This is a genomic window from Allobosea sp. ASV33 (assembly GCF_016428755.1).
GTDB lineage: Bacteria > Pseudomonadota > Alphaproteobacteria > Rhizobiales > Beijerinckiaceae > Allobosea.
This window is the reverse complement of record NZ_JAELTI010000021.1, coordinates 1-12,228: the sequence shown is the minus strand read 5'-3', so window position 1 is coordinate 12,228 and position 12,228 is coordinate 1. Positions and strand designations below refer to the sequence as shown.

Below are 12,228 nucleotides of genomic sequence, written 5' to 3'. Positions count from 1 at the left end.
GGATTGACTGCTAGCTTCCCCTGTGGTCACGGGACCGCTACATTCGAATCCAAACGGGGGAACATGCGGAGTTCCGCTCGCTAGGTCTCGCAGAGGAGTTTCGACATGATCAGGACGCTCGCCGTCGCTGCCGCCCTTGCCGGCGGTGCCCTACTCGCCCTTCCGGCCTCGGCTGCCCCGCTGGCGCCCGCGGCCTCTGCCGTCGCGACCGCACGGCCCGGCAGCGATCTCGTCCAGAACGTGCAGTACTATCGCCGCTACGGCTATTATCGCCGGGGTCCCGCGGTCGGCGCCGGCATCGCGGCCGGCATCCTCGGCGGCGCGCTCGCCGCCGGCGCATTGGCCGCCCCGCCGCCGGCCGTCTATTACGAGCCGGAGCCGGTCTATGTCGCGCCGCCGGTGGTCTATGCCCGGCCGGTGCCGCGCGCCTATGGCTACAGCGTCGAGGATACCGATGCCGTCGCCTACTGCTCGCGCCGCTTCCGCAGCTACAACCCGGAGACCGGAACATATATCGCCGCTGGCGGCGTCGTCCGCGCCTGCCCCTGACAGCAGGCGACAGAGCGATCGCAGACAAGGACTCCCCGCAGCCATGCGGGGAGTTTTTCGTTTGCGGTCTTGCCTTGGCCGCCACCGTGCCGCTTATCCTGCAGCTCGTCTGAATCGGAGCGTCTCGTGCGGATCGCCACCTGGAACGTCAATTCGGTCAGGCAGCGCCTCGGCCATCTCCTCGATTTTCTGAAAGAGGCCGAGCCCGATGCGCTCTGCCTGCAGGAGATCAAGTGCGTGGACGCCGATTTCCCGCGCGCCGAGATCGAGGCCGCCGGCTGGCAGGTCGAGACGCACGGGCAGAAGACCTTCAACGGCGTCGCGATCCTGAGCCGCTCGCGGCTGGAGGATGTCCGGCGCGGCTTGCCGGGCGACGATGGCGACGAGCAGGCGCGCTATCTGGAGGGCGTGCTGCCGCTCGGCGACGGCGTGGTCCGCGTCGCCTCGATCTACCTGCCCAACGGCAACCCGCCCAATACCGAGAAATACCCCTACAAGCTCGGCTGGATGCATCGCCTGACCGCCCATGCGCGGATGCTGATGGAGCATGAGGAGCCGCTGGTGCTGGCCGGCGACTACAATGTCATTCCCGAGCCGCGCGACGCCCGCGACCCGGCCGCCTGGGTCAGCGATGCGCTGTTCCTGCCGCAGACGCGCGCAGCCTTCCGCGGGCTCCTGAACCTCGGCCTGACCGAGGCCCTGCGCAGCACGACCGACGCATCCGGGCTCTATACATTCTGGGACTATCAGGCCGGCGCCTGGCAGCGGAACAACGGCATCCGCATCGACCACCTCCTGCTCTCGCCGCAGGCGGCGGACAGGCTTTCGGGCGTGAAGATCGCCAAGCATGTCCGCGGCTGGGAGAAGCCCTCGGACCATGTCCCGGTGATGATCGACTTGCATTGAGGCCTACAAGGAAGCCGTCATGCTCGGGCTCGACCCGAGCATCTCGGAACCCAGTGCTCTCTCGTCATGAGATTCTCGGGTCAAGCCCGAGAATGACGCCTACTCGCCTCAGTTCTGAGGCGCGGCACCGTTGCGCGAGTTGACCAGATGCTGGCGTTCGATCAGGGCCAATGCCGCTGAACGGTCGTTGGCCGAGGCGGCTGCGAAGGCGATGTCATGCCGCTCGATGATCCAGGCCTCGCGGGCCGGATCGGCGCCCTCGCGGGCCATGGCGAGCCACATCAGGCCCAGCACCGGCTGGCGCGGCACGCCCTCGCCGCCGCGCAGCAACATCTCGCCGAAGGCGGCGCGGGCCGGCGCATGGCCCTTCTCGGCCGCGAGCTTCATCCAGCGTGCCGCCTGGCGCGGATCGCGGCTGGCGCCCTGCCCGGTCATGTAGAGGCGGGCGAGGTTGTACTGGCCGTCCGGGTCGCCGAAATAGGAGGCGGCATAGTGGAACATGTCGAAGGCCCGGTCGGGATTGGGCTTCACATAGCTGCCCTTGATGCCGTCCGAGAAATAGTTGCCCAGCGCCACGAAGGCGCTGCCGACGAGCCGGGCATCGGCCGTCCCGGGCATGGCATCGGCATTCTCGTCGGCGATCTTCGAGAAATACTCGAAGGCCTTGAGATCATTGGCGGGAACGCCTTCGCCGCCGGCATACATCCGGCCGAGCTTGTACTGCGCCGTGAGATGGCCCTGCGACGCCGCGTATTCGAGCGCGCGGACGGCCCCTACCTTGTTGCCCGCGGTCGAGTCGCGCATCCAGGCCTTCAGCGCGTCGCGCGCGCTGGTGAAGGGCACGAGGGGCAGCGCCGTATGAGCGGTCGGCGTATCGGGGCCGGGAGTAACGGTCGCGGCGCCAGCACCCGGGACGGAATCCTCCGGCTCCGGCAGCGCCCCGCCCGGAATGGCGCGCGGCGGCAGCAGCGGCTTCGCGCCTGAAAAGTCCTGCGCCAGGACGACCTGCTGGCCGCCGAGCATCAGGAACAGGCAAGCTATGATCGAGCTAGATATCCGCATAGCAATGGGTTTCGGCCGCCCCTCCTGGGTGGGTGACGGCGCCGCCTTTGGCGGAGCCGACCGTCTGCGCGTATTTCCACAGCGCGCCGGAATTGTAGTCGGTCTTCCGCGGTTTCCAGTCCTTACGACGCGCTTCAAGTTCGGCATCAGAAAGGCGGACTGCGAGCTTTCCTGTGATGGCGTCGAGCTCGATGATGTCGCCGTCGCGGATCAGGCCGATCGGGCCGCCGACGGCGGCTTCAGGCCCGACATGGCCGACGCAGAAGCCCCGGGTCGCGCCCGAGAATCGGCCGTCGGTGATGAGCGCGACCTTGTCGCCCATGCCCTGGCCGTAAAGGGCGGCGGTGGTCGACAGCATCTCGCGCATGCCGGGGCCGCCCTTGGGGCCCTCGTAGCGGATGACGAGCACGTCGCCTTCCTTGTACGTCCGGTTCTTGACCGCCTCGAAGGCGTCTTCCTCGCGGTCGAAGCAGAGGGCGGGGCCGGTGAAGACGAGCTGATCCTCCGGCATGCCGGCGATCTTCACGATCGCGCCTTCCGGCGCCAGATTGCCCTGCAGGCCGACGACGCCGCCGGTGACCGTGATCGGCTTGTCGGCGCGGTAGACCACGTCCTGCTGGTCGTTCCACTTCACCGAAGCCATGTTCTCGGCGATGGTGCGGCCGGTGACGGTCATGCAGTCGCCGTGCAAGTAGCCAGCATCGAGCAGGCTCTTCATCACCAGCGGGATGCCGCCGACCTCGAACATATCCTTGGCGACGTATTTTCCGCCCGGCTTCAGGTCGGCGATATAGGGCGTCTTCTTGAAGATCTCGGCGACCTCGAACAGGTCGAAATCGATGCCGCATTCATGCGCGATCGCCGGCAGGTGCAGCGCGCCATTGGTCGAGCCGCCGGTGGCGGCGACGACCATCGCGGCATTCTCCAGCGCCTTGCGGGTGACGATGTCGCGCGGGCGGATGTTCCGGGCGATCAGCTCCATCACCATCTCGCCGGCGGTGTAGCAGAAGGTGTCGCGGACATCGTAGGGCGCCGGCGCCCCGCAGCTATAGGGCAGCGCCAGGCCGATCGCCTCGGCGACGGTCGCCATGGTGTTGGCGGTAAACTGGGCGCCGCAGGACCCGGCCGAGGGGCAAGCGACTTCCTCGAGCTCCTTCAGGTCCTCGTCCGACATCGCGCCGACCGAATGCTTGCCGACGGCCTCGAACACATCCTGCACGGTGACCGGACGGCCCTTGAAATTGCCGGGCAGGATCGAGCCGCCATAGATGAAGATCGAAGGCACGTTGAGGCGCACCATCGCCATCATCATGCCGGGCAGCGACTTGTCGCAGCCGGCGAGGCCGACCAGCGCATCGTAGCAATGGCCGCGCATGGTCAGTTCGACCGAATCGGCGATGACCTCGCGCGAGGCGAGCGACGACTTCATGCCCTGGTGGCCCATGGCGATGCCGTCGGTGACGGTGATGGTGCAGAACTCGCGCGGCGTGCCGGCGGCGGAGGCGACGCCCTTCTTCACGGCCTGGGCCTGGCGCATCAGCGAGATGTTGCAGGGGGCAGCCTCGTTCCAGCAGGAGGCGACGCCGACGAAGGGCTGCGCGATCTGCTTCGCGGTCATGCCCATCGCGTAATAATATGAACGGTGCGGGGCCTTGGCCGGGCCGACGCTCACATGGCGGCTCGGCAGCCTCGACTTGTCGTACACACGCCCGTCCATCGCCACTCGCCCTGTCCCCCGACCAGCACGGCGCGAAGATGTGCCACGCCATGCCTGCCCGGAGCAATCACGCCCCCGAAAACCCGAAAAACGTCCGGAACCCTGCCGAGCTCCGCGCGTTACACCTGATTTCGATATATCTCAGGCACTTAACGCAGTGTTTTGCTGGGCTTCGTTTGTGGCGGCTTCGCGGCGATTGTGGCTGCCGGGGCGGTGCCGGACACCGTTCCCATCCGGGTGTTGCGCCGATGTCACAAAACTTCGGACGCCTTGATGACGTAACGGCGCTCAGAGCACCATCGGCAGCACGAAGAATCCGCCGACCACAACCACGAGCAGCGCCAGCGCCACCATCGGCAGGTGCTTCTCGATGAAGATGCGTATGTCGTCGCCGTAGAAGCGCAGCGCCACCGCGATCATCAGGAAGAAGGTCGCGCGCGAGACGACCATGCCGATCGTGAACTTCCACAGGTCGAAATGCAGGAAGCCGGACATGATCGTGACGATCTTGAACGGGATCGGCGTCAGCCCCTTGGTGACGAGCACCCAGAACCAGTAGTCCTGCGAGGTGGCGATCAGGCTGGCGGCCTTGTCCTGCAGGCCGTAGATGCCGATCAGCCAGGCGCCGACCGACTCGTAGAGCAAAGCGCCGATGGCATAGCCGAGATAGCCGCCGAGCACCGCGCCGAGCGAGCAGATCCCGGCATAGAACCAGGCCCGGTCAGGCCGGGCGATGCACATCGGAATCAGCAGCGGGATCGGCGGCAGCGGGCTGAACGAGCTTTCGATGAAGGTGATGCCGAAGAGCAGCCACGGGGCCGCAGGATGGGAGGCGTAGGAAACGCACCAGTCATAGGCTCGCTTGAGCATGGGTTCTGAACAGCCGGTCCTTGGCCGCCACGCTTCTGCATGGCGGAATTGCGTCGGGCGCATCTAAGCGGGGTCCGCGAGAGAATGCCAGTCCTCTCTTGGATCAGCGTCAATTTGACGACACGGGCGTGACCGGAATGCGTCGTTACCCACCTTAAAACCGTCATTCCGGCGCGTGACAGAGCGTCATTCTCGGGCTTGACCCGAGAATCTCAAGACGGGAGGCGCACGAGCCTCCTTCGGCAGGAGATGCTCGGGTCAAGCCCGAGCATGACGGCGATACCGATGAATGCCCACGCCAGCGGCTCAGCTGAGCCGCGTCAGGGCCTCGGCGACCTTGATCTTGCGGGCCTCGGCCGCCGCCTTGCGCTCGCGATTCTCCTCGACGATCTCCTCCGGCGCGCGGGCCATGAAATCGGGGTTGCCGAGCTTCTTCTCGACGACCGCGATGTCCTGGTCGAGCTTGGCCAGTTCCTTGGTCAGGCGGGAGCGTTCGGCATCGAGATCGATCAGCCCGGCGAGCGGCAGCGCCGCGACCTCGCCACGCACGATGATCTGGGCCGACTGGGCCGGTGCCGCCGTCTCGAAAGCAATGTCGGAGACGCGGGCGAGGCGCTCGATCATCGGCCGCCAGCTCTCGATCGTCGCGCGCGTCGCATCTGAGGCGTTGACGAGGACGAGCGGGGCCTGCGTTCCGGCCGGCACGTTCACTTCCGAGCGCACCGAGCGGATATCCGAGATCAGGTCGACGACGAAGCCGATCTCCGCCTCGGCCGCTGCATCCTTGAGGCCCGAGAGGTCCTGCCAGCGGGTCAGGCAGACCAGCGAGGCATCGCCAGCCGCGAGTTTGCGCGGCGCGCCGGCCTCGGCCTTCTGCGCCCAGAGCTCCTCTGTGAGGAACGGCATGAACGGGTGCAGGAGCTGGCAGATCAGGTCGATGACGTAAGCGACCGTCGCCTGCGTCTCGGCGCGGGCCGCAGCATCGACGCCTTCGCCCTGCAGCACCGGCTTGGCGAGTTCGAGATACCAGTCGCAGAACTGGTTCCAGACGAAGCGATAGGCCGCGCCCGCCGCCTCGTTGAACCTGAAGCTCGGGATGCCGGCCGCGATCTCCTCGGCGGCCTGTGCCGCCTCGCTGAGAATCCAGCGGTTGAGCGGCTGCTTGACGCTGGCCGGATCGAAGCCCTCGGCGCGGGCGCAGCCGTTCAGCTCCGCGAAGCGCGCCGCGTTCCAGATCTTGGTCGCGAAGTTGCGATAGCCCTCGACGCGCTGCGTGCTGAGCTTGATGTCGCGCCCCTGCGCGGCCATGGCCGACAGCGTGAAGCGCAGGGCGTCGGCGCCGTATTTGTCGACCAGCGTCAGCGGATCGATGACGTTGCCCTTGGACTTCGACATCTTCGCGCCCTTCTCGTCGCGAACGATGGCGTGGATGTAGACGTCCTTGAACGGCACCGCGTCCATGACGTTGAGGCCCATCATCATCATCCGGGCGACCCAGAAGAAGATGATGTCGAAGGCGGTGACGAGCGTCGCCGTCGGGTAATAGTGCTTCAGCTCGGCGGTCTGCTCGGGCCAGCCCAGCGTCGAGAACGGCCAGAGCGCCGAGGAGAACCAGGTATCGAGCACGTCCTCGTCGCGCGTCAGCGCGACGGTGTCGCCGTAATGCGCCATGGCGAGCGTCTGCGCCTCGGCCTCCGACTCGGCGACGAAGACCTCGCCATCCGGCCCGTACCAGGCCGGGATCTGGTGGCCCCACCAGAGCTGGCGCGAGACGCACCAGGGCTCGATATTCTCCAGCCAGTCGTAGAAGACCTTGGTCCAGTTCTCGGGCGTGAACTTCGTGCGCCCGTCCTGGACGGCCTTGATCGAGCGCTGCGCCAGCGGCTTGACGTCGACATACCATTGATCGGTGAGCCAGGGCTCGATCACGACATCGGAACGGTCGCCATGCGGGACGGTATGGGTGTTCGGCTCGACCTTCACGAGCAGGCCGCGCGCGGCCATCATCTCGACGACGCGGCGGCGGGCGACGAAGCGGTCGAGCCCGTCGAGCGCAAGCGTCTCGGCCTCCGGCTTGGCGCCGGCCAGGAAATCCTCGTTGCCGGCGAGCAGGATGCGCGCCTCGCCGTCGAGGATGTTGACGACGTCGAGCTGGTGGCGCTTGCCGACCTCGAAATCGTTGAAATCATGGGCAGGCGTGATCTTGACCGCGCCGGTGCCCTTCTCCGGGTCGGCATAGTCGTCGCCGAAGATCGGGATGACGCGGCCGACCAGCGGCAGCACCGCCTTGCGCCCGATCAGATGGCCGATCGTCTCGTTCTCGGGGTGAACCGCGACGCCGGTATCGCCCAGCATCGTCTCCGGCCGCGTCGTCGCGACGGTGATGAAGGTCGAGGCGTCGTCTGCGTCGTAGGTCGCGCCTTCGAGCGGGTAGTTGAAATAGTAGAGATGGCCGTTCGGGTCGCGGCTCAAGGCCTTGTCGAGCTTGGCCGCGTCGAATTCTTCCTCGCCGCCGCGCTGCCATTTGAACGTGCCGGTCTTCTCGACCTGCAGCACCTCGATGTCGGAAATCGCGGTCTGGAACTTGGGGTCCCAGTTCACGAGGCGCTTGGCGCGGTAGATCAGCCCCTGCTTGTGCAGGCTGACGAAGACCTTGAGGACGGCGGCCGAGAGCCCCTCGTCCATGGTGAAGCGCTCGCGCGACCAGTCGCAGGAGGCGCCGAGCCGGCGGAGCTGGTTGACGATCGTGCCACCCGACTCCTCCTTCCACTTCCAGACCTCGGCGAGGAAAGCCTCGCGGCCCATGCTGCGGCGGTCGGTCTTGTTCTCGGCGGCGAGCTTGCGCTCAACGACCATCTGGGTCGCGATGCCGGCATGGTCGGTGCCGGGCTGCCAGAGCACGTCCTTGCCGCGCAGGCGCTCGAAGCGGCAGAGCACGTCCTGCAGCGTGTTGTTGAGCGCGTGACCCATATGCAGCGAGCCGGTGACGTTCGGCGGCGGGATCACGATGCAATAGGGCTCGGCGCCTGGGGCCGCGCCCCTGCCCGCCTTGAAGGCCTGCGCCTCGTCCCAGGCCTTGCTGATCCGGGCCTCGACGGCGGCCGGTTCGAAAGTCTTGTCCATCATCGCATCGCTCGAACGCAGAAAGGCCGGGGAACCTGCCCCGGCCGGAAAAATCACGGGCCAAAAAGGTCTCGGCCCTTAAGAGCCCATGCACGGGCCGCGCGTCAACGTTTTCGATGATGCGCGGCTTCGAGCCGCCCTTGTCATTCCGGGGCTTCGCGAAGCGAAGAACCCGGAACCCACGACCGGGCGAGCCGGCTGCAACTCCGCATCGCATGCCTCACCAGGTCGTGGGTTCCGGGTTCGCACCTGCGGTGCGCCCCGGAATGACAAGACGATCGCCCCTCAGGCGAGGTTGGACTGCAGGAACCAGAGCGACTTGTCGAGCATGCGGGAATAGGCGGTGAGCAGATCTGCGGTATCGGCATCGCCCGCCTCGTCGGACGCATCGATCGCCTCGCGCACCTTGTTGGCGGTGTCGGCATAGCGCTCGATCAGGGCGGCGAGATGGTCCTGAACCGAGACGATCTCCGTCGGATACGGCTTGAGCGAGGTGGACTGCGCCGTCGTCTGCGTCGTGCCGAAGGCGATGCCGCCGAGCTGCGCGATGCGTTCGGCGACCGTGTCGACATGGATGTCGAGCTCATCGCGGAAGCCGTCGAGCATCAGGTGGATGCCGATGAAGCCCGGCCCTTTCAGGTTCCAATGCGCCTGCTTGGTGACGAGCGAGAGATCGATGCCGTCGGCGAGGCGCTCGTTGAGCAGGCCGATGACCTTGGTCTTGGTGTTCGAGGCCAGATCGACCCGGCTGGATTTGACCACCTTCGCCGTGGTCGAGTTCTTCGGCGCTGTCTTGGATGTCGTCTTGGCCATGGCAAACCCTCGGATCGGAAAGGAATGGGCGGCATCACTGCCGGAGCCGGCGATCCCGGCGAATCCTTCCTGATACGCGCGAGCAGCGGCACTGTTCCCACCGGCCGCATTCTCGCCGGACGGAACCAGTCGCCTCGCGACCCGTTTGACCAACAGCCATTCAAGACAGCCAGCGGGAGAGCGGAATGTCTCACCACGACGACCAGACGCGGGTCTGGGACCTCATCGAGTCCATCAAGTTCGCGATGCTCGTGACCCATGACGGCCAGGGCGACGAATTGCGTGCCCGGCCGATGCACGCCCATGGCGAGCGCGCCGACGACGCGATCTACTTCCTGACCGATCGCCGCCACCACAAGGACGACGAGATCCAGGTCAACGACAATGTCTGCCTCGCCTTCGCCGATACCGGCGGCCACCGCTATCTTTCCGTGACAGGGACGGCGACCGTTCTGGAGGACCGCCAGCGCGTGCATGACCTCTGGGATGCGAGCAACCGCGCCTTCTGGGACGACGAGAACGATCCTAACATTTGCGTGCTGCGTGTCCGGCCGAGCATGGCGGAGTTCTGGGATAGCCCCGGCAAGATCGTCACCAGCGTGAAGATGGCTGCCGCCGCCCTGACCGGCACCAAGCCCAATCTCGGCGAAAACCGCAAGGTTCCCCTCTGAAACCCGAACCGACGAGCAGGATGCGATGATTAAACTTTTGGTTCACGGCCTGGGCGCCTGGTTCGCCGTCGAAGCGGCCTCCGGCCGCTATCCCCGCCCGGTCGCGGTCGGGCTGACGATGCTGGTCTCCCGGCTCGGCGCGCCGGCCACCGCTTTCGCCATGGCCGGCTACGGCTTGATGCGCCTCAAGGAAGCGGGCGCCTTCGAGCGCAAGCCAGCGCCGTCGCGACGCCGGCGAGCCGTAACGTCGAAATAAGACTCGCTTCGCACGTCAAAGAAAGGCGCCGCCATTCCGGATTGATCCGGGATGGCGGTGCTTTCGCGTGGGATCGGCGGAGCCCTTAGCTGCGGCCGCCGCGCGCGACGCGCTCGATCTCGGCCCGGACCAGCCGCTCGACCATGCTCGGGAGATTGTCGTCGAGCCAGGACTTGAGCATCGGCTTCAGCATGTCCTTGACCAGATCCTCCAACGTCCGTGCATTATTGCTGAGCACGGTCGAGGCGAGCTGGCCGAAGGCGTTGGTGACGACGGAGCTCGCCTGATCGGACAGCAGGCTCGCCATGTCCGGAGCCGCGGCGAAAGCGGGCTGCGGCTGGGGGCGAGGCTCCGGCGCGGGCTGGTAAGCGGCCGGCGGCGGCTCCACCGGCCCAGCGGATGGCGCCGGCTGCGGTGCTGCGGCCGGCTGATCGTCGAGAAAGGCGATATCGGAATCTTCGGCAAACGCGGCAGCCGGTGCCGGCTCCGGCGCTGCGACCAGCGCGGCCTCGGCACCGAGATCCAGGACGTCGTCGTCGATGGCGGCGATCGGTTCGGGCTCCGGGGCGGCCTGCGGCGCCGCGGCCTCTTCGGCCGGCTTCTCATCGTCCGAAATGATCCGGCGGATGGAGGCGAGGATTTCCTCCATCGACGGTTCGCTGGGCTTGGCTTGCGCGCTCATGAGAGTCTGACCGTTCGACACCGTGCGCGCCGATGGAATCAACGCCGCTCCAAGAGCGCAGTATTCCACGGCACCTATGTCAGACAAGGCGCCAACCGGCTCTCCCACAGGAGAAATCCACCCTGTTGCCCGCCAGCACCGGGCGAGAAAGCGGCAGGCGCCTTCCCGTGGGCTCCGATGCGGCGACTGAGGGAGGGTCAACGCCGCGTCCTGCCGGAGGCGCGGCGTGCGATGCCCGCGGCGCGAAACCGCGAGCGAAGGCTCAGCGGCCGTCGGGCGTCTGCGTGCCCCAGAGCTTGCCCTGGACCTGCTCGTAATGCTCGCGGGCGTCGTAGACCTCGGCCTTGAGCTTCAGGGACTGGGCCGAGAGCTTGCCGATGGCGGACAACACCGAATAGGAGGCTACGACCCGGTCGCGCTGGGCGACGACGAGGCTCGAGCGGGCGCTCACCAGCTCCTGCTGGGCGTTGAGGACGTCGAGCGTCGTGCGCTGGCCGACCTTGGCCTCCTCGCGGACGCCGGACAGAGCCGTGGACGCCGCCTCGACCTGCGCCTGGGCGGCGATGATCTGGGCCTTGGCCGCTTCGAGCCCACCCCAGGCGGAAACGACCGCGGCGCGCACGGTATCGCGCTGGGTGTCGACCTCGATGCGACGCTGGCCGGCCGTTTCCTTGGCCTGGCGCGTCCGGGCATAGACCTGGCCACCCTCGTAGATCGGGATGGTCAGCGTGCCGACGAGGCTGGCCGAGAAGCGCTGGTCGCCGTAATACTGGTTGTCGTAGCGCTGCTGAACGAGGCCGCGCACACCCACCACCGGGTAGAGATCGGCTTCCGTGACCTTCACCTGCAGTTCCGCGGCGTCGACGCCGTGAAGCGAGGCGATGATGGCCGGATGATTCGACAGCGCCTGGTTCAGCGCGACGGGCAGTGATTTCGGCAGGAGAGCCTCGACCGGGCGGCCAGGCGCCAGCGAGCGCGGTTCGGTGCCGACGTTCTGGCGAAAGCGCGCTACCGAGGTCTTGAGGTTCGATTCGGCGAGAATCGCCTGGGAACGTGCCGAGGACAGGCGGGCTTCCGCCTGCGCCACGTCGGTACGCGTCACTTCGCCGACCTGGAAGCGGTCACGCGTCTGGCGCAGCTGCTCCTCGAGAACCTCGACGTTGTTGCGGTTGAGGTTGAGGATCGCGGTGTCGCGCAGCACGTTCATGTAGGACGTCGCGGCGTCGAGCAGCACGTTCTGCTCGGTGTTGCGCAGCGTGGCGCGCGCGCCGAGCACCTGCGATTCGGACTGGCTCACCGAGTTGCGGGTCTTGCCGGAGTCGAAGATGTTCTGGTCGATCTGGACGCCGGCGCCACGCGACCCGAGGCGCGAATTGACCGTCGTGTGATAGGGCGAGCTGCTGGCGAGGGCAGGAATCTCCTGCTGAGTGATGCTGGCGCCGATATCGGCCGAGGCCGTGATGCGCGGACGGTAGCCCGCCTTCGCCTGCGGCACGTTCTCGTCGGTCGCGCGGACGGAGGCGCGCTGCGCGTTGAGCGTCGGATTGGCAGAGTAGGCCCGCGCGAGCGCGGCATCCAT

11 protein-coding genes are annotated in these 12,228 nt (G+C 66.8%); 4 read left to right on the top strand and 7 right to left on the bottom strand.

The window, feature by feature from the left end:
* Window positions 1-105 precede the first annotated feature (105 nt).
* Together JHD80_RS09050 and xth are read left to right on the top strand one after the other, a co-directional pair.
* The gene (locus JHD80_RS09050) at window positions 106-549 is read left to right on the top strand and encodes a BA14K family protein (RefSeq protein WP_199086251.1); all 444 of its coding nucleotides are present in this window, start codon (window positions 106-108) and stop codon (window positions 547-549) included.
* Between the two features lie 126 nt (window positions 550-675).
* Window positions 676-1,455: an exodeoxyribonuclease III gene (gene xth / locus JHD80_RS09045; RefSeq protein ID WP_199086249.1), complete on the top strand. Its 780-nt coding sequence runs from the start codon at window positions 676-678 to the stop codon at window positions 1,453-1,455.
* A gap of 108 nt (window positions 1,456-1,563) precedes the next feature.
* On the opposite strand, the gene JHD80_RS09040 is transcribed toward xth, so the two are convergent.
* From JHD80_RS09040 to dps, 5 genes are all read right to left on the bottom strand, one after another.
* Entirely contained in the window at window positions 1,564-2,517 is a 954-nt protein-coding gene (locus tag JHD80_RS09040; protein WP_248311453.1) for a tetratricopeptide repeat protein, read from the bottom strand.
* Window positions 2,504-4,234 carry a dihydroxy-acid dehydratase gene (ilvD, locus tag JHD80_RS09035; RefSeq protein ID WP_199086247.1) on the bottom strand — a complete coding sequence of 577 codons (1,731 nt, stop codon included), beginning with the start codon at window positions 4,232-4,234 and terminating at the stop codon, window positions 2,504-2,506. Before ilvD ends, JHD80_RS09040 begins: the two co-directional genes overlap by 14 nt.
* Before the next feature lie 288 nt (window positions 4,235-4,522).
* Window positions 4,523-5,104, bottom strand: coding sequence for a YqaA family protein (locus JHD80_RS09030; protein WP_199086245.1), 582 nt, complete (start codon window positions 5,102-5,104; stop codon window positions 4,523-4,525).
* Window positions 5,105-5,410: 306 nt separating this feature from the next.
* Window positions 5,411-8,230 (bottom strand): valine--tRNA ligase, encoded by a 2,820-nt coding sequence (locus JHD80_RS09025; RefSeq protein ID WP_199086243.1) that lies wholly within the window; start codon window positions 8,228-8,230, stop codon window positions 5,411-5,413.
* Window positions 8,231-8,512: 282 nt separating this feature from the next.
* A complete protein-coding gene (gene dps / locus JHD80_RS09020; protein WP_199086235.1) occupies window positions 8,513-9,040 on the bottom strand; it encodes a DNA starvation/stationary phase protection protein Dps in 528 nt (175 codons plus the stop codon).
* Between the two features lie 185 nt (window positions 9,041-9,225).
* Between dps and JHD80_RS09015 the strand changes: the two genes are divergently transcribed.
* Both JHD80_RS09015 and JHD80_RS09010 read left to right on the top strand, forming a co-directional pair.
* Complete coding sequence (locus JHD80_RS09015; RefSeq protein WP_199086233.1) at window positions 9,226-9,711, top strand: pyridoxamine 5'-phosphate oxidase family protein; 486 nt, start codon at window positions 9,226-9,228, stop codon at window positions 9,709-9,711.
* 25 nt (window positions 9,712-9,736) lie between these two features.
* Window positions 9,737-9,967, top strand: a complete 231-nt coding sequence (locus JHD80_RS09010) for a hypothetical protein (protein WP_199086232.1) — start codon at window positions 9,737-9,739, stop codon at window positions 9,965-9,967.
* A gap of 85 nt (window positions 9,968-10,052) precedes the next feature.
* On the opposite strand, the gene JHD80_RS09005 is transcribed toward JHD80_RS09010, so the two are convergent.
* Entirely contained in the window at window positions 10,053-10,757 is a 705-nt protein-coding gene (locus tag JHD80_RS09005) for a PopZ family protein (RefSeq protein WP_349237238.1), read from the bottom strand.
* A 154-nt stretch (window positions 10,758-10,911) separates the two neighbouring features.
* Window positions 10,912-12,228, bottom strand: a 1,317-nt coding sequence (locus JHD80_RS09000; RefSeq protein WP_199086230.1) for a TolC family outer membrane protein, incomplete at its 5' end; no start/stop codon positions are given.